This is a genomic window from Streptomyces sp. HNM0574, assembly GCF_012726235.1.
GTDB lineage: Bacteria > Actinomycetota > Actinomycetes > Streptomycetales > Streptomycetaceae > Streptomyces.
Genome location: NZ_JAASAH010000004.1, coordinates 212,484 through 235,887 on the forward strand (window position 1 = coordinate 212,484; position 23,404 = coordinate 235,887).

Here is a 23,404-nt window from a genome sequence, read left to right on the forward strand (position 1 = left end):
GCTCACAGCGCACCCTTTGTCGAGGGAATCTCGTTCTGCCGCGGGTCCCGCTCGCACGCGTAGCGCAGGGCGCGGGCCAGGGCCTTGAACTGGCACTCGACGATGTGGTGCGCGTTCCGGCCGTACGGGACGTGGACGTGCAGGGCGATCTGCGCCTGCGCGACGAAGGACTCCAGGATGTGCCGCGTCATCGTCGTGTCGTAGACGGGGCCGATCATCGGCGCCATGCCCTCGGGCTCGCTGTGCACCAGGTACGGGCGGCCGGAGACGTCGACGGTGACCCGCGCGAGGGACTCGTCCAGCGGCACCGAGGCGTCGGCGAAGCGGACGATGCCGCGCTTGTCGCCGAGCGCCTGCTTGAAGGCGGCGCCGAGCGCGAGCGCGGTGTCCTCGATCGTGTGGTGGCTGTCGATGTGCAGGTCACCGTCGGTCTTCACGGTGAGGTCGAACAGGCCGTGGCGGCCGAGCTGGTCGAGCATGTGGTCGAAGAAGCCGACGCCTGTCGAGACGTCGACCTTGCCGGTGCCGTCGAGGTCGAGCTCGACGACGACCGAGGTCTCCTTCGTGGTGCGTTCCGCACGGCCCACGCGGGTCATCGCTTGTTCTCCTTCATCAGTGCGCGTACGGCGTCGAGGAACGCGTCGTTCTCGGCCGGTGTCCCCGTGGACACCCGCAGCCAGCCGGGCACGCCGTTGTCCCGGACCAGAACGCCCCGCTCCAGCAGCGCCTGCCACGCCGCGTGCTGTCCGCCCTCGCCGTCGAAGCGGCCGAACTGGACGAAGTTCGCGTCGGAGGCGACGACTTCGCATCCGGCCGCGCGCAGCTCGTCGACGAGCCGGTCCCGCTCGCTCTTGAGCTTCTCGACGTACCCGAGGAGCGTATCGGTGTGCTCCAGCGCGGCGAGCGCGGTGGCCTGGGTGACGGCCGACAGGTGGTACGGCAGCCGCACCAGCTGCACCGCGTCGACCACGGCCGGGTCGGCGGCGAGGTAGCCGAGGCGGAGCCCGGCGGCGCCGAACGCCTTCGACATGGTGCGCGAGACGACCAGCGTCGGCCGGCCCGCGAGCAGCGGCAGCAGGGACTCGCCGTGCGAGAACTCGCCGTACGCCTCGTCGACGACGACGAGCGCGCCCGCGCCGCCCTTCGCCTCCTGCGCCGCCTCGTACAGCGCGAGGACGGTCTCGCGGTCGACGGCGGTTCCGGTGGGGTTGTTGGGCGAGCAGACGAACACCACGTCGGGCCGGCGCGCGTGGATCTCGCGGACCGCCGCCTCGGTGTCGATGGTGAAGTCCTCGTTCCGCGGCCCGGAGATCCAGCCGGTGCCGGTGCCGCGCGAGATGAGCGCGTGCATCGAGTACGAGGGCTCGAAGCCGATCGCCGTACGGCCCGGGCCGCCGAAGGTCTGCAGCAGCTGCTGGATGACCTCGTTCGAGCCGTTCGCCGCCCACACGCCCTCGTGCCCGACGGGGTGGCCGGTGACGCGGGTGAGGTACCCGGCGAGCGCGGTGCGCAGCTCGACCGCGTCCCGGTCCGGGTAGCGGTTGAGGCCGCGGGCCGCCTCGGCGACCCGCTCCGCGATCCGCCGCACCAGTTCCTCGGGCAGCGGGTACGGGTTCTCGTTGGTGTTCAGCCGCACGGGCACGTCCAACTGGGGCGCGCCGTAAGGGGACTTGCCGCGCAGCTCCTCCCGCAGGGGGAGGTCGTCGATGCGGGTCACTTGCTCTCCGGGGCCTTCCATCCGAACCTTGCCTTGACCGCCGCGCCGTGCGCCGGCAGGTCCTCCGCCTCCGCGAGGGTGACGACGTGGTGCGCCACGTCCGCCAGCGCGTCCCGCGTGTAGTCCACGACGTGGATGCCGCGCAGGAACGACTGCACGGACAGCCCGGAGGAATGGCAGGCGCAGCCGCCGGTGGGCAGCACGTGGTTGGAGCCCGCGCAGTAGTCGCCGAGGGAGACCGGCGCGTACGGGCCGATGAAGATCGCGCCCGCGTTGCGCACCCGCGCCGCCCAGTGCGCGGCGTCGGCCGTCTGGATCTCCAGGTGCTCGGCGGCGTAGGAGTCGACGACGGCGAGGCCGTCCTCCAGCGAGTCGACGAGGACGATGCCGGACTGGCGTCCGCCCAGCGCCTCGGTGATCCGCTCCTTGTGCTTCGTCGCCGCGACCTGCGTCGCGAGCTCCGCCTCGACCCCGGCGGCGAGCGCCTCGGAGGGGGTGACGAGGACGGCGGCGGCGACCGGGTCGTGCTCGGCCTGGCTGATCAGGTCGGCGGCGACGTGCACCGCCTCGGCGGTGTCGTCGGCGAGGACCGCGATCTCGGTGGGCCCGGCCTCGGAGTCGATCCCGATCCGGCCCTTGAGGAAGCGCTTGGCCGCGGCCACGTAGATGTTGCCGGGGCCGGTGACGAGCTGGACGGGGGCGCACTCGTCCGTCCCGTACGCGAACATCGCCACGGCCTGGGCGCCGCCCGCCGCGTACACCTCGTCGACGCCGAGCAGCGCGCAGGCCGCGAGGATCGTCGGGTGCGGCAGGTCGCCGAACTCCTTCTGCGGCGGCGAGGTCACGGCCAGCGAGCCGACCCCGGCCTCCTGCGCGGGCACGACGTTCATCACCACGGACGACGGGTAGACGGCGCGGCCGCCCGGCACGTACAGCCCGACGCGGTCCACCGGCACCCAGCGCTCGGTGACCGTGCCGCCGGGGACGACGTGCACCGTGGAGTCGGTGCGGCGCTGGTCGCGGTGGACGGTGCGGGCGCGGCGGATGGACTCCTCCAGCGCGGCGCGCACGCCCTGATCGAGCTCGGCGAGCGCCTTCTCCAGCGCCTCGGCCGGCACCCGGACCCGGTCCAGGGTGACGCCGTCGAACCGCTCCGTGTACGCGATGACCGCCTCGGAGCCACGATGCTGCACGTCCTCGCAGATGGGCCGCACCATCGACAGGGCGGCCTCGACGTCGAGTTCGGCACGGGGCAGCAGGTCGCGATCGGGTCCGCCGCGTTCGGTGAGGGCGGATCCGCGCAGGTCGATTCGGGAGATCACGTACCCCAGTCTCTCAGACGGCGCACGCACGCCCCGCGCCCGTATCACTGGGTGATACGGGCACCGCACGGCGTACGCGCCACGGGAGACTCTCCTCGCACCGGGCGTTCATCCGGTCACGGAGCGGGAAGGAAGCTGGCGACCACCAGTGAGCCGTGCCGGCCGTGCGCCGGGGACGCCGGCGAGGGACCGTGCCGCCGCGCCCCGCCCGCACGGCGCACCGGCACGGGCGAGGGGGAGGAGACGTCATGAGCGAACCGCTGGAGAGCGGTGACCCGCCCTCGGGGCTCCAGCTGTCCACCGCCGAGTGGGGCCTGTGGCAGGCGTTCCGCAACGGCAGCGAGTACGACCTGCGCACCGGCCGGGCCGAGCTGGACGATCCGAACGCCGACCACGACTGGGGCCCGGACCGCACCGTACGGGCCCGCGTGATCGCCCTGCTGTTACTGCACGGGCCGCCCGCGCTGCTCGGGCGGGTGGCCTCGCTGCACCTGACCGGCGCGTACGTCTCCGGGGTGCTGGACCTGTCGGGCGGCTCGGTGCAGGCGTACTTCGAGCTGCGGCACTGCCGGTTCGAGGGGGAGGTGCGGATGCCGGAGGCGCAGGCGCACACCGTCCGGCTCGTCGACTGCTACCTGCCGCGCTTCGACGCGGCCCGGCTGACCACCGACGGCGACCTGCACCTGCCGCGCTGCTCGGTGCCCGAGGGCATCAAGCTCACGGACGCCACCATCGGCACCGACCTGATGCTCAACCAGGCCACCGTCGGCCGCGGCCACCGGGTCCGCGCGATCGCGGCCGACGGGATCAACGTCGGCCAGGAGCTCCAGGCCAGCCTGCTGCGCACGGACGGGGAGGTGAGCCTGCGCGGGGCGACGATCGGCAGTTCGCTGCACATGTTCGGCACGGTGCTGCGGCACGACAAGGGCCACTACGCGCTGCGCGCCCCGCAGTTGACGGTCGGCCACGTCGCGAGCTTCGCCGACGCCAACCGGGACCGCTCGCCGCAGATCCAGGGCGCCACTCCCCCGACCGGCACCCACCACCCGTTCCTCACCTCCGAGGGCGGCAGCCGGCTGAGCACCAAGCACTTCGAGTGCACCGGCGGGATGGTGCTGGACGACGGGCGGTTCGGCTCGTCCCTCGTCGTCGAGAACGCCCGCTTCGACCTGGGGATGCTCCAGGAGATATCCCTGCGCCGGATCACCACCCCCGAGCTGAAGTTCACCCCGCAGGCGCCGGAGCGCGGGGTGGTGGTGCTGTCGGGCGCCGCCGTGGAGAAGCTCGTCGACCAGGTCAGCAGCTGGCCGACGGGGCAGCGGCTGTGGATGGCGGGCTTCACCTACCAGCACGCGATCCCGGCGCTGGGCCACTTCAACGTGCGCGAGCGGCTGCGCTGGGTCGCCGGCGCCACCCCCGAGTACTCGCCCCAGCCGTACGAGCAGCTCGCGGCCATGTACCGGAACAACGGGGACGACGTGAACGCCCGCACCGTGCTGCTGGAGAAGCAGCGCCGGCGCCGCGAAACCCTGCCGCTGGTCGGCAAGTTGTGGGGCTACCTCCAGGACTGGACGGTGGCCTACGGCTACCGCCCCGGCCAGGCGGCGGTCTGGATGGCGGTGCTGTGGGCGACCGCGGCCGCCTACTTCGCCGGACGCCCGCCGGGCCCGGTCAAGAGCGACGAGGCGCCGCACTGGAACGCGGCGCTGTACACGCTCGACCTGCTGCTGCCGGTCATCAGCTTCGGCCAGGACACCGCCTGGGACCCGGTGGGGCGCGACCAGTGGATCGCCGCCGTGCTCATCCTGCTCGGCTGGGTACTGGCCACCACCGTGGCGACGGGCGCGACCCGGCTGCTGCGGCGCGAGTGACCGTGCCCGCCGCACCCGCTCCGCACGGGGGCGCACACGCCGTGCGCCCCCGTGCACCCGTACGCACGCGCGTACCCCGGCCCACAGCTCCGCGTGCGTGGGGCAGGCTGGGCGGACACACCCGTCGAGACCGTTTCCCGAGGCTTTAGGCTTACTCGTTGTGACAACCGCGCTCCCGCTCTTTCCCCTCAACTCGGTGCTGTTCCCCGGCCTCGTGCTGCCGCTGAACATCTTCGAGCAGCGCTACCGCGCACTGATGCGCGATCTCCTGGAGATCCCCGAGGACACCCCGCGCCGCTTCGGCGTCGTCGCGATCCGGGACGGGCACGAGGTCGCGCCGACCTCGGTCGGCCTGCCGGAGACGGCGCCGCCCCAGCCCGCGAAGGCCGCGGCCGGCTTCGGCACGGACCCGATCCGCTCGTTCTACGGCGTCGGCTGCATCGCGGACGCGACGACGATCCGCCCGCGCGGCGCCGGCGGCCTCACCGAGGACGCGGACGAGGACGAGGACGGCCACGACGCGCTGGGCCTCGACGCGGGCGGCGACGACAGCGGGGGGTACGAGGTCCTCGCCACCGGCACCACCCGCTTCCGGCTGCTGTCGGTGGACGCGAGCGGCCCGTACCTGCGGGGCGAGATCGAGGAGCTGCCCGAGGAGGAGGGCGACGGCGCGGGCGCCCTGTCCTCCGGGGTGCTGCGCGCGTTCCGCCTGTACCAGAAACGGCTGGCGAACGCGCGGGAGCGGACGCTGGCCGCGGGCCAGGAGCTGCCGGACGACCCGTCGGTCATCTCGTACCTGGTGGCGGCCGCGACGATCCTGGACACCCCGTCCAAGCAGCGGCTGCTCCAGGCCCCGGACACCGCGACGCGGCTCGCCGAGGAGCTGAAGGTGCTCCGCCGCGAGACGGCCACGATCGGCAAGCTCCCCTCCCTGCCCGCCGCCGACCTCACCCGCAGGCCCACCAGCCCCAACTGACGGGCGCGCGGCGGGAATTCGGGGACGAGGAGAGCGACGGAGACGCACGTCATGGCGAAGAAGAACAAGCAGAAGCAGCAGTCGGCCGCGACCCCGGCGACGGTCGCCGCCACCCGCGCGGGCATCCCCTTCACGACCCACGCGTACGAGCACGACCCGGCCGCGCCCTCCTACGGCGAGGAGGCCGCCGAGGCACTCGGCGTCGACCCGGGCCAGGTGTTCAAGACCCTGGTGGCCGACGTCGACGGGGCCCTGACCGTGGCCGTCGTACCGGTCTCCTGCTCGCTCGACCTCAAGGCGCTCGCGGCGGCCGCGGGCGGCAAGAAGGCCACGATGGCCGACCCGGCGGCGGCCGAGCGGACCACGGGGTACGTGCGCGGCGGCATCTCCCCGCTGGGCCAGCGCAAGCCGCTGCCCACCGTGCTGGACGCCTCGGCCGCCGGCCACGCCACGGTGTGCGTCTCCGCCGGCCGCAGGGGCCTGGAGATCGAGCTGAGCCCGGCCGACCTGGCCGCGCTCACCTCCGCGACGACGGCGCCCATCGCCCGCGCCTGAGACGGCCGGGCCGCCGTGCCGTCACCGGTGCGGCGGGGCCCCGTCCGGCCCTGGGGCCGGGTCGTGCAGGTCGTCCATGGTGCCGGGCTCCGGGTCGCGCGGCCCGAACACCCCGGTCAGCGCCAGGTGGAAGAGCACCGCGCCGAACGGCATCGCCAACAGGGCGCCCTTGGCGGTCAGTTCGAGCGGCCCCTCGAAGGTGTTCCCCTTGCCCGCGGCCTTCGCCGCGGCGACCACGTCCGACTCGGGCCCGAGCATCACCCCGAGCCGCCAGCCGACGACCGCCGCCAGCAGCCCGCCGCAGGCCAGCCCCAGGACGAGCCCCACCCCGCCCTTGCGCCGGGCCAGGAACACCGCCCCGCCCGCGACGGCGCCGAGGGCCAGCGACAGCAGCACGAAGGTGCCGTCCGCGCCGACCGCCTCCTCGCCCTCGGGGTCCTTGAGGTAGACGGCCTGGCCGTCGGTGAAGAGCGGGATTCTCGGCGCCAGCCACACCCACAGCAGTCCGAGCACGATGCCCAGCAGCGTCACACCGAGCGCGCAGCCCACGGCGTCACGCACTTCGCGGCGGACCCGCGCCGCGTCGTTCACCGCCGTCTGGGCGGCGTCCGTGCCGCGTGCGAGGTGCGCGCCGTCCGCTCCGTCCGGGCCCTGGGGCGCGGCGGAGGTCGACGAGCTGTGCGGGTCGGGCGAGGAGGATGGCGTCGGTACGGTCACCACGCCATCGTGCCAGGTCCGGCCGTCAGTTCGGGCACGGGGCGGTCCGTACGGACCACGCGGACGACTCCCCCGGTCAGCGGACCGCGGCCCTCCGGTACGCCCAGGTGGCGACGGCCAGCGAGATCACGCCGACCGCGGCGCACACCCCGAGGTCGACCGCCGCACGCGCCCAGTCCGGATCGCCCTCGAAGGCCCGCGCCAGGGCCTCCACCCCGTACGTCGACGGCAGCAGGTCGCGGGCCAGACCGATCGGCGCGGGCAGCTGCCCGCCGGGCAGCACCCCGAGCAGCAGCGCGGCCGACATGCCCAACTGGCCGCAGACCGTGGCCAGCTCCGGCTTCGGCGCGAGCAGCCCCAGCGCCGCGCCGAGACCCGACAGCGCGGCCCCGGCCAGCGGGATCACCGCCACCAGAATCCACAGCCCGCTCACCGGCAGCCCGAAGAGCACACTGCCCACCAGCGCCGTCACCACGACCCCGGGCACCGTGAACGAGGCGTACGCGCCCGCCGCGCCGAGCACGACGGCGGCGGCCGGCACCGGCAGCGTCGCGTAGTGGTCGAGCCCGCCGTCGGCGCGCAGCCTGCCGAAGTACTGGGCCAGCAGGTTCAGCGCGACGAAGGCGACGACGAGCACGCTCGACCCGGCGACGACGGCGCGCGCCTCGGCCCCGCCGTCCACGACGCCGCGCATCAGCACCATGATCCCGAGGGACTGGAAGGTCGCCACGAACAGCAGCGGGATCCGCGCCACCCGCGCCCGCGAGAGCTGCGCCCGGTACACGGCCACGAGCGAGGGCCACAGCCGGGCCCGCGGCGCCAGCTCGGCGGGCGCACCGGCTGCGGCCCGGCGGTCCGCACCGTCCCCGGCCCGTACGGACCGCTCCCGCTCGCCGCCGGTCCCCGCCCGCGCGGGCTCGTCCGTGGCTGCCGCGGCGTCCGCCGACGCGACCGTCCTCACACCCTCACCAAACCTTCCCCGCGACCGCCGAGCGCCAGATAGACGTCCTCCAGGCTCGGGGTCGCCAGCGTGAAGTCGTCGAGCGCCGCGAAGGCGGGCCCGTCCGTCACAACCGTGACCGCGTCCCGCGCGGCCTCCGGGGCCAGCCGCAGCGTCCAGCGGCGGCCCATGACGGTGGCCGCCTCCCGCAGCGCGGCGATCTCGGGCACCCCGAGCGGCGGCTCGTCCCGCCACACGAGTTCGAGCCGTACGTCGTCGCCCACGGTGGACTTCAGTCCGCCCGGGGTGTCGCAGGCGATGACCCGCCCCCGGTCGAGCACCGCGACCCGGTCGAGCACCGTCTCGGCCTCGATGACGTTGTGCGTGACGAGCAGGATGCTGGTGCCCTCCTCGCGCCGCCGCCGGTCCACGGCCGTCCACACCGCGCGGCGCGCGACCGGGTCCATGCCGGTGGTCGGCTCGTCCAGCACCAGCAGCGGCCGCTCCCCCACCAGCGCGGCGGCGACGCAGGCGAGCCTGCGCTGCCCGCCGGACAGCTGCTTGAGGGGACGGTCGGCGAGGCCGCCGAGTCCGAGCTCGTCGAGGACGTCGTCCCGGGCGGCGCGGGAGGCCGCGGCGCCGAGCCCGCGCAGCCGTCCCGTGGTCTCGGCGGCGAGGGCGACGGTCAGCTCGTCGAGCGCGCTGGACTCCTGCCCGAGATAGGCCAGCAGCCGCGCCGCACGGTCCGGGTGCCGGACGATGTCGTGCCCGAGCAGCTCGACCCGGCCGGAGTCCGGCCGCAGCAGCCCGGTGATCTGACGTACGAGGGTGGACTTGCCCGCGCCGTTCGGGCCGAGCAGTCCGAAGATCTCGCCGGTGCCGACGTCCAGACTGATGTCGTCACACGCCGTCACCGCCGGCGCCGCGGGCCCGCCGCGCCGCGACCGGGCCGCCGGATACGTCTTGACCAGCCCCGATACGCGCACGGCCGGATGCGTCGGCGCCTCCACGCTCTCCACCGCCTGCCGAGTGCCCTGTTCCACGAGCTATGAGGGTACGCGCCCGGCTCCCCCGCCCCGGCACCCGGCACCCGGCTGCGGCCCCGGAGCCCGCCGGCCGGGGCCGACGGGCCTGCGCGGGGCGCCGCTCAGTCGCCGGTGGACGCGGGCTCGCCCTCCGCCGAACGGGAGGCGTCGGCGGAACGGGAGGGCTCGGCCGGACGGGAGGAGTCGGCGGAGCGGGACGAGTCGGTGCGGTCGTCGACCTCGCGCCAGAAGCCGGCGCGGATCGCGTACCGGTCGTGCTCGTCGATCTGGTCGTCCTTGTGCGCGAGGAGGCCGAACCTGGCGGCGTAGCGCAGCAGTTCACCGTCGATGCGGTGCGGGATGCGCGGGTACTCGCGGGAGAGGGTCTGCGCGTGCGAGGAGCTGCCGAGCCGGTCCACCCAGCGCCGCGCGAAGACCTGGCCGACCTCGAACGGGTCGCCGCTGACGGCCGTGATGTCCTCCTCCCGGTCCGCCCACCGCTGCTCCGCCGTCGTCAGCTGCGCCAGCATCGGCAGGGCCGCGAGCTCGGGCGACTCCCCCGGCGTACCGCGCTCCACCCAGCCCTTGTCGGAGGACCAGCGGAGCGTGGCGCCCGGCGGCGGGGACTGCGCGGGGGCCGAGGGGCGGCCGAGCCCCGCGAGGTCCTTCGGCGTGGGGACCCCGCTCCTGCCCTGGCCCGCCGCCGCTGCCTCCGCCTCGCCCCCGGACTCGGGGGCCTGCGCGGGCTGCTCCTCGTCCACGCCCCGCGGGTCGCCGGAGGGACGGCGGGGCTCCTCGTGCGCGGGGGGCTGCGCGGCGGGGGCCGAGCCGTTCTTGGCGGACTCGGGCAGCGGTGCGGAGAGGATCGCGGCGATCTCGCTCGGCGCGGTCTGCGGCGTACAGACGCCGGAGAGCTCCTTGGCCCGGACGGCGCGGGTGATCCAGCTGCGGTCCAGGACGCGCCGCTCGTCGGCCTCGGCGACGAGGTCCTCCGACTGGTTGTAGTCGCCGTCGGCGGCCTGCACGGCCCAGAGGTGGACGGCGACGCCGTGCTCCTTGGCGGACATCAGCCCCGGCAGCAGATCGCCGTCGCCGGTGACGAGGACGATGTCGGAACAGGCGCGGTTCCGGGCGAGCTCGGTGAGCTCGGCGTGCATGGCGGCGTCGACGCCCTTCTGCGCCCAGCGGCCGTCGCTTCGGGTCAGCGCGCCGAGCCGCACCGTCACCCGGGGCATGACGCGCAGCCGGCGGTGCTCGGGCTGGGGGACCCGGTCCGGGGCCCCGTCGAACCAGTAGATGCGCAGCAGGTCGCACTGGGTGTCGGTCTCGGCCAGGTCGCGCAGGCCCTGGATCAGGGCCGCGTGGTCGACGGTGATCCGGGAGCGCGCCGGGTCCCCGGCCAGCAGACTCGCGGCGGCACCCAACAGGTATCCAGCGTCCACGAGGACGACGCAGCGGTCCACGATCCACCCACTCTCGGTTGAACCACACAGCCGAGGTCACTCGCCCAGCCGTTTCCTTCGAGTCTGCCCGACCGTACGGGGCTTATCAGTCGGAACTCGATCATCGGCGTGGCGGACAGGCAAGCGCTCGGACAGAACCCGAAGCGACGTGGAGAACCGGGGTTTTTGCCGGAAATGCGGTCTTTGGTGGCCCGTGCGAGGCTGAGCCCGACCGACCGCTCCGCGGTCACATCACCACGGAGGTGATCATGGCCAAGCACAAGAAGCGTGACCGGAAACAGCAGGACGACACGCGCAGCGCCGCCGAGCAGATCCAGGACCGGGTCAAGGGCTCGGCCACGGACCAGAGCAAGGCCCAGGGCAGCCCCGCGGACGTGGCCCGCAAGCACCAGAGGCGCTTCGGCCACAACTGACGCCGGCCGGCGCGCGCGTGAGAAGAGGGCGGCCCCCTGTTGCGGGGGTCGCCCTCTCACGTGCGGCACGCCCCGAAGGGGCGCGGGGAACTGCGCGACCAGCCGCCAAGCACCGGCGGGCGGCGACGCACGGACAGAGGTGCCCGCTCCCCCGGGCGAGAGCCGGCCGGAAGGCCGGGCTAGCTCGCGAGGCAGGACGGGCCGAGGAGTTCCTTGAGGTCGCCGAAGAGGGCGGGGTCGGGGGTGACCCGGTGCCGGTCGAGCCGGAGCACCGTCGTCTTCCGGGCACCCTGGAGGCGGACGCGTACCTCGCTGGAGCCCCGGTGGTGGGTCAGCACCTCGCCGAGCTTGGAGACCAGCGGGGGCGTGATCTTCACGCTCGGGATGGTGATCGTCACCGGGGCGGAGGCGGAGGCCTCGCTCAGGTCCGGGATCATCAGCTCCATCGCGACCAGCCGGGGCACGTCCTCACGCTTGTCGAGGCGGCCCTTGACGAAGACGACGGCGTCCTCGACGAGCTGGGTGGAGACGAGCTGGTACGTCGCCGGGAAGAACATGCAGTCGATCGAACCGGCGAGGTCCTCGACGGTGGCGATGGCCCAGGCGTTGCCCTGCTTGGTCATCTTCCGCTGCAGGCCGGAGATGATGCCGCCGATCACGACCGTCGAGCCGTCCGGGTACTCGCCGCCGGTGAGCTGGGCGATCGCCGCGTCGGCCTTCTCGTTGAGGACGTGTTCGAGGCCGAAGAGCGGGTGGTCGGAGACGTACAGGCCGAGCATCTCGCGCTCCTGGGCGAGGAGGTACGTCTTCTCCCACTCCTCCTCGGAGAACTGGACGTCGAGGCCGAAGCCGGGGGTGTCGTCGCCGCTGTCGCCGCCGAGGTCGCCGAAGAGGTCGAACTGGCCCTCGGCCTCCTTGCGCTTGACCTGCACCACGTTGTCGATCATGGGCTCGAACTCGGCGGTGAGGCCCTTGCGGGTGTGCTTCATCTCGTCGAAGGCGCCCGCCTTGATCAGCGACTCGATCGTCCGCTTGTTGCAGACGACGGCCTCGACCTTGTCCAGGAAGTCAGGGAAGGAGCTGTACTTCCCCTTCTCCTTGCGGCACTTCACGATCGAGTCGACGACGTTCTGGCCGACGTTCCGCACGGCGGTCAGGCCGAAGACGATCGTCGAGTCGTCCTGCGAGGTGAAGTTGGCCTCCGACTCGTTGACGTTCGGCGGGAGGACCTGGATGCCCATCTTGCGGCACTCGTTGAGGTAGACCGCCGACTTGTCCTTGTCGTCGCGCACGGAGGTGAGCAGCGCCGACATGTACTCGGCCGGGTAGTTGGCCTTGAGGTACGCCGTCCAGTAGGTGACCAGGCCGTACGCGGAGGAGTGCGCCTTGTTGAACGCGTATCCGGCGAAGGGGACCAGCACGTCCCACACGGCCTGGATGGCCTCGTCGGAGTAGCCGTTGTCCCGCATGCCCTTCTGGAAGTTCACGAACTCCTTGTCGAGAACCTCCTGCTTCTTCTTGCCCATGGCCCGGCGCAGCAGGTCGGCCTGGCCGAGGGAGTACCCGGCGAGCACCTGGGCGGCCTTCTGCACCTGCTCCTGGTACACGATCAGGCCGTGGGTGATGTCGAGGACGTCGCGCAGCGGCTCCTCGAGCTCCGGGTGGATCGGGGTGATCTCCTGCTGGCCGTTCTTCCGCAGGGCGTAGTTGATGTGCGAGTTCATGCCCATCGGGCCCGGGCGGTACAGGGCCGAGACGGCGGAGATGTCCTCGAAGTGGTCCGGCTTCATCATTCGCAGCAGCGAACGCATCGGGCCGCCGTCGAACTGGAAGACGCCGAGGGTGTCGCCGCGGCAGAGCAGTTCGAAGGTCTTGGGGTCGTCCAGCGGCAGGTCCAGCAGCTTGAGGTCGACGCCCTTGTTCTTGCGGATCATCTTGACCGCGTCGTCCATGATCGTGAGGTTGCGCAGGCCGAGGAAGTCCATCTTCAGCAGGCCCAGCGACTCGCAGCTGGGGTAGTCCCACTGCGTCACGATCGTGCCGTCGTTCTTCGGCGAGAACACCGGGACGTGGTCGATGACCCGCTCGCTGGACATGATCACGCCGGCGGCGTGCATGCCCATCTGGCGCACCAGGCCCTCGATGCCCATGGCCGAGTCGATGACCTTCTTGACGTCCGGCTCGTTCTCGTACATCCCGCGGACCTCGCCCGCCTCGCTGTAGCGCGGGTGCTTCGGGTCGGTGATGCCGGAGAGCGGGATGCCCTTGCCGAGGACGTCGGCGGGCATCGCCTTGGTGATGCGGTCGCCCATCGCGTACGGGTAACCCAGCACGCGGGAGGCGTCCTTGATGGCGGCCTTGGCCTTAATCGTGCCGTAGGTGCCGATCATGGCGACCTTGTCGGCGCCGTACTTCTCCGTGACGTACCGGATGACGTCACCGCGCCTGCGCTCGTCGAAGTCGATGTCGACATCGGGCATGGTGACGCGCTCGGGGTTGAGGAACCGCTCGAAGATCAGGCCGTGCGTGATCGGGTCGAGGTCGGTGATGCCCATGGCGTACGCGACGATCGAACCGGCCGCGGAACCACGGCCCGGGCCGACGGCGATGCCGTTGTCCTTGGCCCACATGATGAAGTCGGCGACGACGAGGAAGTATCCCGGGAAGCCCATCGAGATGATGACGTCCATCTCGTACTCGGCCTGCTTCTGCCGGTCCTCGGGGACGCCGGACGGGTAGCGGCGGGCCATGCCGCGCCGCACCTCCTCCTTGAACCAGGACACCTCGTCGAAGCCCTCGGGGACGTCGAAGCGGGGCATGAGGTTCTTCTCCTCGAACATGCCCGCGGTCTCCACCCGCTCCGCGATCAGGAACTGGGTGTTCCGGCAGCCCTGCTGCCAGGCCTCCGAGGAGTCGATGCTGTACATCTCCTCGGCCGTCTTCAGGTAGTAGCCGGCGCCGTCGAAGCTGAAGCGGTTCGGGTCGGAGAGATTGCTGCCGGTCTGGATGCACAGCAGGGTGTCGTGCGCCGAGGACTCGCGCTCGTAGGTGTAGTGCGAGTCGTTGGTGACGACGAAGGGGGCGTCGATCTTGCGGGCGATGCGCTCCAGGCCGTCCCGCGCCCGCTTGTCGATGTCGATGCCGTGGTCCATCAGCTCGACGAAGAAGTTGTCCTTGCCGAAGATGTCCTGGTACTCGCCGGCGGCCTGGAGCGCCTCGTCCTCCATGCCCAGCCGGATCTTGGTGCTCACCTCGCCGGAGGGGCAGCCGGTGGTGGCCATCAGGCCGTCCGCGTACTCGGAGAGCAGCTCGCGGTCCATCCGGGGCTTGCGGAAGAAGCCCTCCAGGCTGGCCCGGGACTGGGCGCGGAAGAGGTTGTGCAGGCCCGTCGCGTTCCGTGCCCACATCGTCATGTGGGTGTACGCGCCGTTACCGGAGACGTCGTCCCGCTTCTGGTGCGGGGTGCCCCACTTGACCGGGCGCAGGTTCCGGCGGTGCTCCGGGGCGAGGTACGCCTCGATGCCGATGACCGGGGTGACGCCCGCCGCCTGGGCCTGGTGGAAGAAGTCGTAGGCGCCGTGCAGATTGCCGTGGTCCGTCATCGCGACATGCGACATGCCCATCTCGTTGCACGCGTTGAACATGTCCTTCAGCCGCGCCGCACCGTCCAGCAGCGAATACTGGGTGTGCACATGCAGATGGGTGAACGGCTGCTTTGTCACGGGGCGGGGCACCTCCACGCGCGGTCTTCCAGGGCGGCTTCGGAGTCTACGGCCCGCCACCGACAGCCGACGCGCCCCGGGCGCCCCGCACTCCCCTCCCGCACACCCGTGCGCACCCCGCGCCCGCGCCCCGGCACTCCGGAACCGTCCCGTCCGTTTACCGGAGGGCCGGTGGCCCCCGCACACCAGCACAGGCGCGGGGACGGCCCGCGCGAGAGGATCGCGGCACCGGAGCACCACCGGCCTCGGCACCACCGAGAGGCAGCTCATGCCAGCACAGCCAGCACAGCCGGCCCACCAGCCGGCCCCGGTCGCGGAGCGCGGCGAGCGGATACTCGAGGTCTTCGGCACCGCCTTCGGCGAGCTGCTCGCCGCCGACCCGGCCGCCTTCCGCGTCAAGTTCCGCAAGATGGCGGCCTCCGCCTTCGCCTTCTACCGGGGCTCGGCCGCCCTGTTCTACGCGGACCTCGACGCGGGCCGGGACGGCGGACACGGCGGCCCGTACCTGGACGCGCGCACCGGCCGGGTCTGGATCCACGGCGATCTGCACGCCGAGAACTTCGGCACCTACATGGACGCCAACGGGCGGCTGACCTTCAACGTCAACGACTTCGACGAGGCCTTCGTCGGCCCCTTCACCTGGGACCTGAAGCGCTTCGCCGCCTCCGTCGCGCTGATCGGCTACACCAAGGCGCTCAGCGACGAGCAGATCAGCGGCCTCGTCCGGATCTACGCCGCCGCCTACCGCGAGCGCATCCGCGCTCTCGCCGCCGGCGCCAAGGACGACGAGACGCCCTCGCTCACCCTGGACACCGCCTCCGGGCCCGTGCTCGGAGCGCTGCGCTCGGCCCGTACCCACACCCGCTTCGGACTGCTGGACGGGATGACCGAGATCCGCGACTGGGAGCGGCGGTTCCGCACCGGCGGCGGCGCCGTCGAACTGGAGCACGCCGCCCGCGAGAAGGTGCTCGGCGCCTTCGACCGGTACCTGGCCACGCTGCCGGACACGACCAGGCTGCGCACGCACGCGTACCGGGTGAAGGACGTGGTGGGGCGGCGCGGGATCGGGATCGGGAGCGCGGGGCTGCCCTCGTACAACCTGCTGCTGGAGGGGCACAGCGACGCGCTGGAGAACGACCTGGTCATCTACCTGAAGCAGGCGCAGACCCCGGCCGTCTCCCGGCACGTCACCGACCCCGCGATCGCCGGCTACTTCCGGCACGAGGGGCACCGCACCGTGATCTCGCAGCGCGCCCTCCAGGCGCACGCCGACCCCTGGCTGGGGTGGACGGAGCTGGACGGCGCGGGCCAGCTGGTCGCCGAGGTCTCGCCGTACGCCGTCGACCTGGACTGGACGGACCTGGACGACCCGGCCCGGATCGCCGAGGTCGTCGGCGACCTGGGCCGGGCCACGGCGGCGATGCACGCGGCGGCGGACGACGAGAGCGGGCACTCGCTGGTCCCGTTCTCCACGGAGCACGCGATCGACGCCGCGATCGCCGGGGACGAGGAGGGCTTCCCGCTGATGCTGGTCGACTTCGCGCACGCGTACGGGCGGACGGCCAGGCGGGACCACCAGATCTTCGTCGACCTCTTCCGCAACGGCCGCGTCCCGGGGCTGTGACGGAGCCGGAATCCGGCCAGGGCTCACCCTTTAGGAACCCTTTAGCCGTGTCCGTGGCACACTCGTGCGGCGATGGGCATCGACAGTGCAGGACTCCGTGCGGCGCGCGCCGCGGTCTTCACCGCGGTGTGCCTCACGCTGTCCGCCGGCGCCCATGTGCTGCTCTCCGGGGCCCCGTTGCCCCTCGCCCCGCTGCTCGCGCTCAGCGGCGCCGTCTTCCTCGTGGCCTTCGCGCTCGCCGCGCGCGAGCGCGGCTTCGGCCGGATCGCGGCCCTGCTGATCCCGCTGGAGCTGTTCGCCGACACGGTCTTCACCGCGGGTCAGCACGCCTGTTACGGGAAGGCGGCCGGGCCGGTGGCCGGGCCGCTGCGCTCGTTCGGCGTGGACCTGCTGTGCGGCGGCGCCGTCGGCACCCCGCTGGCCCGCGTCGCCGGCCGCCCCGAGGCGCTCGCGCAGCAGGGCGCCCTCACCGCTCCGGCCACCCCGTGGCTGCTGCTCGCCGCGCACGTCCTCGTCGGGCTCGTCGCGGCCGCCTGGCTGCGGCGGGGCGAGGCGGCGCTGGCGCGCCTGCTGCGCGCGGCGGCGACGGTCGCGTTCCGGCCGCTGCGGCTGGTGCTGCTCGCGTGGGCCGCGGCCGACGAGGGCACCGGCGCCGTCGGCACCCGGCCCGTCCCCGCGGCGGCGCGGCCCCGTACGCAGCCGCTGCTCACGCACTCCGTGCACCGCCGTGGCCCGCCGGTGCTCGTCCGCGCGGCCTGACCGACCGGTCGGGGCGCGCCCGCGACGGCACACATCCCACGGACCACGGACACGGAGCAGATCAGCATGAGCAAGCGCAACAGCCAGGAAGCCAAGCGCGCGGCCCGCGAGCGTCTTCAGGCGGAGCGGGCACGGCAGGCGAAGCGGGACAAGGTCAGGCGGCAGGTACTCGTCTCGGTCTCGGTCCTCGGCATCCTCGCCGTGGCCGGCGGCATCGGCTACGGCGTGATGAAGATGAACGAGCCGACCCGGTGGGAGGCCGCCTCCGACAAGAAGCTCGTCACGCCCGAGAACGCGAAGGGCAAGTACGGCACGGAGGTCACCCTCGGCGGCGAGAAGTCCAAGGACACCATCGAGGTGTACGAGGACCTGCGCTGCCCGGCCTGCGCCAGCTTCGAGCAGAGCGCGGGCGAGCTGCTGCAGAAGGGCGCCGACGACGGCAAGTACAAGCTGCAGCTGCACCTCGGCGGCATCATCGACAACGGCCTGGGCGGCGAGGGCTCCCGGAACGCCATCAGCGCGCTGGGCTCGGCGCTGAACGTCAGCCAGGACGCCTTCCGCGAGTACCACGAGAAGCTGTACTCGAAGGAGTTCCACCCGCAGGAGAGCGAGGACAAGTTCGCCGACAACTCGTACCTGATCGACGTCGCGAACACCGTCCCCGAGCTGAAGAACGACAAGGGCTTCCAGAAGGACGTGGAGAACGGCACGTTCGACCGCTGGACGATGGAGATGCTCAAGGACTTCGACAAGGGCGAGATCGAGGGCACCCCGGCGTTCAAGGTCAACGGTGAGCTGGTGCAGCAGGAGCAGCTGCCGAACAAGCTCGCCGAGCTGGGCGTGAAGCCCGAGGGCGCGGAGAAGAAGGACGAGAAGGACAAGAAGTAGGCGCGTCCGGCGGCCGCACCGCCGCCGCTCCTCCGAGGGCCCGCCCCGTGGCAATCCGTCACGGGGCGGGCCCTCGCCCGTTCCCGGTGCGCCCTCGCCGTCACGGGGCGGCGAACGGCGGCCGAAGGGACGGCGAACTCCCGTGCAGAGGGCTCCCGTTGGAAGCTACCTGTGCGTAACATCGGCGCTCGTGACGGACACCCACACCACCCCCCACGCCCCCGTACCCCCGCCGCGCGCCCCGCGCGCTCCCCGGGACCCCGCCCGCCGCACCGTCGTCGCGGCGACCGCCGCCACCGCCGCGCTGCTGCCGCTCGGCGCCGCTTCCACCGCGCGGGCGGCGACGTCCGGGCAGGCCGCCGCGGCGGGCGAGACCGCGTTCCTGCACGGCGTCGCCTCCGGCGATCCGCTGCCCGACGGCGTCCTGCTGTGGACCCGGGTCACCCCGTCCCCCGAGGCGACCCCCGGCTCCGGCAAGGGCGCGCCGCTCGCGGTCACGTGGGAAGTCGCCGAGGACGCGTCCTTCGACGCCGTCACGGCCCGCGGCACCGTCACCGCGAAGCCGGAGGGCGACCACACCGTCAAGGCGGACGTGCGCGGGCTGGCCCCGGACACCGCCTACTGGTTCCGCTTCACCGCGGCCGGGGTCACGTCACCGGCGGGCCGCACCCGTACGGCACCGGCGCCGGACGCTCCGGTCGAGGGCCTCCGCTTCGGCGTCGCCTCCTGCTCCAACTACGAGGGCGGGTACTTCAGCGCCTACCGGCACCTGGCCGCGCGCACGGACCTGACCGCGGTGCTGCACGTCGGCGACTACCTCTACGAGTACGGGCACGGCGAGTACCCGCTGGAGGACGACGTCGTCCGCACCGTCCGGCCCGAGCACGAGATCGTCACGCTCGCCGACTACCGCGCCCGGCACGGGCACTACAAGCAGGACACCGACCTGCGCGCGCTGCACGCGGCGCACCCCGTGATCGCCATGTGGGACGACCACGAGTTCGCCGACAACGCCTGGTCGGGCGGCGCCGGCAACCACGCGCCCGAGGAGGAGGGCGACTGGGCGGCGCGCGTACAGGCCGCGAAGCGGGCCTACTTCGAGTGGATGCCGGTGCGTCCCTCCGTGTCCGGCACCACCTACCGCAGGCTCCGCTTCGGCGCCCTCGCCGATCTGCACCTGCTCGACCTGCGCAGCTTCCGCGACGAGCAGCCGGACTTCGGGGACGGCGGCGAGATCGACGACCCCGCGCGCACCCTGACCGGGCGGAAGCAGCTGGACTGGCTCAAGTCCGGGCTGTCCGCCTCGGGTCCGCAGTGGCGGATGGTCGGCACCTCGGTGATGATCTCGCCGATGGCCTTCGGCTCCGTCCCCGCCGACATCCTCGGCCCGCTCGCCGAGCTGCTGAACATCCCCCGCGAGGGGCTGGCCGTCAACCTCGACCAGTGGGACGGCTACACCGACGACCGCCGCGAACTCCTCACGCACCTGCGGGACAACGGCATCCGGGACACCGTCTTCCTCACCGGCGACATCCACATGGCCTTCGCCAACGAGGTACCGGTGAAGGCCGCCGCGTACCCGCGCGAGGAGCCCGTCGCCACGGAGTTCGTCGTCACGTCCGTCACCTCGGACAACGTGGACGACATCCTGCGCGTCGCCCCGGACACCGTCTCCGGCGCCGCCGAGGCCGCCATCCGGGCCGCCAACCGGCACGTGCGCTGGCTGGACATGGACTCGCACGGCTTCGGGCTGCTCGACCTCACCGCCGAACGGGCACAGATGGACTACTACGTCATCTCCGACAAGAAGGACCCGCAGGCGACCGCCGAGGTCCGGCGCTCGTACCGCACGCTCTCCGGCAGCCAGCGTCTCGAACGCGCGGACCAGCCCGTACCCTGAGCCCCATGGCTGGGGGCAGTGAGGGACAGATCGTCGACGGCCGCTTCGAGCTGCTGGAGCAGCTCGGCAGAGGCGGCATGGGCACGGTGTGGCGCGCGCGGGACACGGCGCTGCACCGGGACGTCGCGCTGAAGGAGGTACGGCCCACCGACCCGGAACTCGGCCGGGACGGCTCCGGGGAGTCCGAGGGCTCGCGCATGCTGCGGGAACGCGTGCTGCGCGAGGCCCGCGCGCTGGCCCGGCTCAGCAGCGACCCGCACGTGGTGACGATCCACCACATCGTGGACGAACGCCCGTACCCGTGGCTGGTGATGGAGCTGCTGCCGGGCAGCACCCTCCAGGACCGTTTGCGGGAGGGACCGATCCCGCCGCGCGAGGCCGCGCGCACCGGCCTGGAGGTGCTCTCCGCGCTGCGCACGGCGCACGCGGCCGGCATCCAGCACCGGGACGTGAAGCCGGCCAACGTCCTGCTGCGCGCGGACGGTTCGGCCGTCCTCACCGACTTCGGGATCGCCGCACTCCAGGGCTCGACGACGCTGACCGCGACCGGCGACTTCCTCGGCTCCCCCGAGTTCATGGCACCGGAGCGGATCCGGGGCCGGGACGAGGACCCGTCGGCCGACCTGTGGTCCCTCGGCATGACGCTGTACGTCTGCACCGAGGGCCACAGCCCGCTGCGCCGCGGGACGAGCCTGGCGACGCTGGCCGCCGTCCTCGACGAGCCGCTGCCCCCGCCGGTCCGCAGCGGCGAACTGACGCCCGTGCTCCAGGCGTTGCTCGTACGCGACCGCGAACAGCGGCCGAGCGCCGAGGAGTTGCACCGGATGCTCACCGCGGCCGCGGAGGGCCGCACCCCGCAGGCCGCCCCGGGCGCGTACTTCCCGACCCAGGACTCCGGCCGACCGCACGCCGTACCGGGCCCGCCGCCCGGCGCGTACGGCCCCGCCCCCGCACCGCACACCCCGCCCGCGCCCACCCCGCACGACGCCCAGCAACAGCCGTACGGCGGCGGGCCGACGGGGCCGATGCCCGACGGCCGGAGCCGTCAGCCGGGCAACCGGGCGCTGGTGACGACGGCGGCGGTGCTCGCCGCCGCGCTGGTGGCCGGGGTGACGTACCTGCTGGCCACGCCCTCCGGCGGCACGGAGACCGGCGGCGCGGGCGGCGGAACCGTCAGCGCGCAGCCGGAGGAGACCCCGAAGTCCCCGGAGCAGCCCTCCCGGGACCCGGAGGCCCCGCCGTCCGAAGGCGTCTCCGATCCGGAGCACCCCGAACGGCCGAAGGAGCGTCCCGGCGACGGCCCGGACAAGCCCGGCCCCGACCGGCCCGACCAGTCCGTGCGGGGCGAGCAGTACGTGAACTCCTGGGTCGCGCAGCTCGCCTCCGTGCCGAAGGCGGACGGGAAGGACGCGCGGGCCAGGCAGCAGGACGAGCTGGACAAGAAGGTGGACGGCGCGCGCTGGCTGGACAGCGACAAGTTCGCCTCGCTGCGCCCCGGTTACTGGTTCTTCTACCGTCCCGGCGGCTTCGGCGGCGGGAAGGCGGCGGCACGCTGGTGCGCCGAGCACGACATGCCCGGCGCCGACCAGTGCGTCGGCCGCTACCTCAGCCACGACAAGGCCGACCGGGTCTACATCTGCGCCCCGGACAAGAGCCGCGGCACCGGCCGCTGCGAACGGGACTGAGCCCGCGGCGGGCTCAGTCCCGGCTCAGGGGCTCAGGGGCTCAGAGGTCCGCGACGAAGTCGAGGGCGATCCGCCAGGCCGACTCGGCGCTCTCCGCGTCGTGGTCGTCCAGCCCGTCGTCGGTGAACAGGTGCCCGGCGCCCGCGTAGCGGAACACCTCGACGTCCGCGCCGGCCCGGCGCATCCGCAGGTACCAGGCGTTCAGCCAGTCGTGCGGCTCGTACGGGTCGGGGTCGGCGACGTGCAGCTGGACGGGCAGGTCGTCGACGGCGGCGTCCTCGGCGATGTCCGAGGTGCCGTGCAGCAGGAGCAGGCCGCGGGCCCTGGTGTCGCCCAGCGCGAGGTTCTGCGCGATGGAACCGCCGAGCGAGAGGCCCGCGTAGACCAGGCCCCGCTCGGAGAGCGGCGCGGTCGCGGTGATGGCCCGCTTGAGGAGCTCGTCGCGGCCGATCTCGTCCTTCAGCTCCATTCCCGCCTCGACGGAGTCGGCGGTGCGGCCCTCGAACAGGTCGGGGGTGTGCACCTCGTGCCCGGCGGCGCGCAGCCGCTCGGCGGCGCTGTGGACGGCGGGTCGCAGCCCGTACACGGAGTGGAACAGAACGACGGTGGCCACGGTGTCACTTCCCTCACAGATCCTGCCCGCGTCCCTGGCCCAGGGCGGGGTCACCCCCATCGTGCCAGGTACCGTCAGCAGAACCATTTGTCCCCCCGAGGAGTCACCCCACGATGGATCTGGAGAAAGTCCTGCGGCCGCTCATCGTCTTCGGCGGTGCGGCTGCCCTGGCATTTCTCATCGGCTGGGCCGTCGACCACCTGCTGAAGCGGATCGACGACCGGCACCCCGAGACGCCCATGTGGGGGCTGCTCCGCCGGGGCCGGGTGCCGTTCCAGGCGGTCGTGTTCGTCGCCCTGCTGAACGGCTTCTACGACCAGACGCACATCACCAGCGAGCACCAGGACACCGTCGACCTGTGGCTGCGGATCATACTGATCGGCGCCACGGCCTGGCTGGTGCTGCGGATCATCGCGGCCGTCGTGGAGACGTTCACGACGCGCTACGCGGGCGTCGCCGCCGACGCGGCACGTGCCCGCCGGGTCAAGACCCAACTCACGCTGATCCAGCGGCTGGTGACCACCGTCGTCGTGATCATCGCGGCCTCCGCGATGCTGCTCCAGTTCCCGGCGATGGAGAAGCTCGGCGCCTCGATGCTGGCCTCCGCCGGTGTGCTCGGCATCGTCGCCGGTGTGGCGGCCCAGTCGACGCTGGGGAACCTCTTCGCCGGGCTGTCCATCGCCTTCGGCGACATGGTGCGGATCGGCGACGAGGTCGTCGTGGACGGGGAGTTCGGCACCGTCGACGAGATCACCGTCTCCTACCTCGTCGTCCGCACCTGGGACGACCGGCGCGTGACGATGCCCGTCTCGTACTTCACCAGCAAGCCGTTCGAGAACTGGTCGCGCGGCGGCCCGCAGATGACCGGCACCGTCTACCTCCAGCTCGACCACAACACCCCGGTCGCCGCGCTGCGCGCCAAGACCGAGGAGCTGGTCCGGGCCAGCGACAGCTGGGACGGCCGCAGCTGGAGCCTCGTCGTCACCGACACCACCGCCAGCACCATCGAGGTCCGCGCCGCCGCCACGGCCCGCACCTCGGACGACCTGTGGACGCTCCGCTGCGATCTGCGCGAGCAGCTGATCGCCTGGCTCCAGGCCGAGCACCCGTACGCCCTGCCCGGGCTGCGGGTCTCCTCGGCGGCCGCCTTCCCCGGCCAGGACGCCGACGGCGCCGCGGCCGTCCGCAAGCCCGCGGACGACAAGGTCCTCTGA

At 72.8% G+C, this 23,404-nt stretch carries 19 protein-coding genes; 10 read left to right on the forward strand and 9 right to left on the reverse strand.

Annotated features, from left to right (window positions below):
- Positions 1-2 precede the first annotated feature (2 nt).
- The 3 genes from hisB to hisD are packed head-to-tail and all read right to left on the reverse strand — an operon-like array spanning position 3 to position 3,039.
- On the reverse strand, positions 3-596 hold the full coding sequence (gene hisB, locus HCC30_RS09990) for an imidazoleglycerol-phosphate dehydratase HisB (RefSeq protein ID WP_169442063.1): 594 nt from the start codon (positions 594-596) through the stop codon (positions 3-5).
- The gene (locus HCC30_RS09995) at positions 593-1,717 is read right to left on the reverse strand and encodes a histidinol-phosphate transaminase (RefSeq protein ID WP_169442064.1); all 1,125 of its coding nucleotides are present in this window, start codon (positions 1,715-1,717) and stop codon (positions 593-595) included. Before HCC30_RS09995 ends, hisB begins: the two co-directional genes overlap by 4 nt.
- Positions 1,714-3,039 carry a histidinol dehydrogenase gene (gene hisD / locus HCC30_RS10000; RefSeq protein WP_169442065.1) on the reverse strand — a complete coding sequence of 442 codons (1,326 nt, stop codon included), beginning with the start codon at positions 3,037-3,039 and terminating at the stop codon, positions 1,714-1,716. The genes HCC30_RS09995 and hisD overlap by 4 nt, the downstream gene beginning before the upstream one ends.
- Positions 3,040-3,287: 248 nt before the next feature.
- Between hisD and HCC30_RS10005 the strand changes: the two genes are divergently transcribed.
- The 3 genes from HCC30_RS10005 (at position 3,288) to ybaK (ending at position 6,441) form a co-directional block, all read left to right on the forward strand.
- Positions 3,288-4,910 (forward strand): oxidoreductase, encoded by a 1,623-nt coding sequence (locus tag HCC30_RS10005; protein WP_169442066.1) that lies wholly within the window; start codon positions 3,288-3,290, stop codon positions 4,908-4,910.
- Positions 4,911-5,070: 160 nt separating this feature from the next.
- Positions 5,071-5,886 (forward strand): LON peptidase substrate-binding domain-containing protein, encoded by an 816-nt coding sequence (locus tag HCC30_RS10010; protein WP_169442067.1) that lies wholly within the window; start codon positions 5,071-5,073, stop codon positions 5,884-5,886.
- A 51-nt stretch (positions 5,887-5,937) separates the two neighbouring features.
- Positions 5,938-6,441: a Cys-tRNA(Pro) deacylase gene (gene ybaK, locus HCC30_RS10015; RefSeq protein WP_169442068.1), complete on the forward strand. Its 504-nt coding sequence runs from the start codon at positions 5,938-5,940 to the stop codon at positions 6,439-6,441.
- A gap of 21 nt (positions 6,442-6,462) precedes the next feature.
- Here ybaK and HCC30_RS10020 read toward each other — a convergent pair whose 3' ends face one another.
- From HCC30_RS10020 to HCC30_RS10035, 4 genes are all read right to left on the reverse strand, one after another.
- Positions 6,463-7,158, reverse strand: coding sequence for a hypothetical protein (locus tag HCC30_RS10020; RefSeq protein ID WP_346776566.1), 696 nt, complete (start codon positions 7,156-7,158; stop codon positions 6,463-6,465).
- A 76-nt stretch (positions 7,159-7,234) separates the two neighbouring features.
- On the reverse strand, positions 7,235-7,981 hold the full coding sequence (locus tag HCC30_RS10025) for an ABC transporter permease (RefSeq protein WP_206323643.1): 747 nt from the start codon (positions 7,979-7,981) through the stop codon (positions 7,235-7,237).
- A gap of 134 nt (positions 7,982-8,115) precedes the next feature.
- Positions 8,116-9,117, reverse strand: coding sequence for an ABC transporter ATP-binding protein (locus tag HCC30_RS10030; protein WP_346776582.1), 1,002 nt, complete (start codon positions 9,115-9,117; stop codon positions 8,116-8,118).
- A gap of 128 nt (positions 9,118-9,245) precedes the next feature.
- Positions 9,246-10,586 carry an NYN domain-containing protein gene (locus HCC30_RS10035; RefSeq protein ID WP_169442070.1) on the reverse strand — a complete coding sequence of 447 codons (1,341 nt, stop codon included), beginning with the start codon at positions 10,584-10,586 and terminating at the stop codon, positions 9,246-9,248.
- Between the two features lie 248 nt (positions 10,587-10,834).
- On the opposite strand from HCC30_RS10035, the gene HCC30_RS10040 reads away from it, so the two are divergent.
- Complete coding sequence (locus HCC30_RS10040) at positions 10,835-10,999, forward strand: hypothetical protein (RefSeq protein ID WP_169442071.1); 165 nt, start codon at positions 10,835-10,837, stop codon at positions 10,997-10,999.
- Between the two features lie 179 nt (positions 11,000-11,178).
- On the opposite strand, the gene dnaE is transcribed toward HCC30_RS10040, so the two are convergent.
- Positions 11,179-14,721, reverse strand: coding sequence for a DNA polymerase III subunit alpha (gene dnaE, locus HCC30_RS10045; protein WP_169442072.1), 3,543 nt, complete (start codon positions 14,719-14,721; stop codon positions 11,179-11,181).
- A 268-nt stretch (positions 14,722-14,989) separates the two neighbouring features.
- Between dnaE and HCC30_RS10050 the strand changes: the two genes are divergently transcribed.
- The 5 genes from HCC30_RS10050 (at position 14,990) to HCC30_RS10070 (ending at position 21,577) form a co-directional block, all read left to right on the forward strand.
- The gene (locus HCC30_RS10050) at positions 14,990-16,345 is read left to right on the forward strand and encodes a DUF2252 domain-containing protein (RefSeq protein ID WP_169442073.1); all 1,356 of its coding nucleotides are present in this window, start codon (positions 14,990-14,992) and stop codon (positions 16,343-16,345) included.
- 72 nt (positions 16,346-16,417) lie between these two features.
- A complete protein-coding gene (locus tag HCC30_RS10055; RefSeq protein ID WP_169442074.1) occupies positions 16,418-17,104 on the forward strand; it encodes a hypothetical protein in 687 nt (228 codons plus the stop codon).
- Positions 17,105-17,170: 66 nt separating this feature from the next.
- On the forward strand, positions 17,171-17,992 hold the full coding sequence (locus HCC30_RS10060; protein WP_169442075.1) for a thioredoxin domain-containing protein: 822 nt from the start codon (positions 17,171-17,173) through the stop codon (positions 17,990-17,992).
- A 304-nt stretch (positions 17,993-18,296) separates the two neighbouring features.
- A complete protein-coding gene (locus HCC30_RS10065) occupies positions 18,297-19,892 on the forward strand; it encodes an alkaline phosphatase D family protein (protein WP_240979485.1) in 1,596 nt (531 codons plus the stop codon).
- 5 nt (positions 19,893-19,897) lie between these two features.
- The gene (locus HCC30_RS10070; protein WP_169442077.1) at positions 19,898-21,577 is read left to right on the forward strand and encodes a serine/threonine-protein kinase; all 1,680 of its coding nucleotides are present in this window, start codon (positions 19,898-19,900) and stop codon (positions 21,575-21,577) included.
- A gap of 40 nt (positions 21,578-21,617) precedes the next feature.
- Here HCC30_RS10070 and HCC30_RS10075 read toward each other — a convergent pair whose 3' ends face one another.
- A complete protein-coding gene (locus tag HCC30_RS10075; protein WP_346776567.1) occupies positions 21,618-22,190 on the reverse strand; it encodes a dienelactone hydrolase family protein in 573 nt (190 codons plus the stop codon).
- A 119-nt stretch (positions 22,191-22,309) separates the two neighbouring features.
- Here HCC30_RS10075 and HCC30_RS10080 point away from each other — a divergent pair, with 119 nt between their 5' ends.
- Complete coding sequence (locus HCC30_RS10080; RefSeq protein ID WP_206323648.1) at positions 22,310-23,404, forward strand: mechanosensitive ion channel family protein; 1,095 nt, start codon at positions 22,310-22,312, stop codon at positions 23,402-23,404.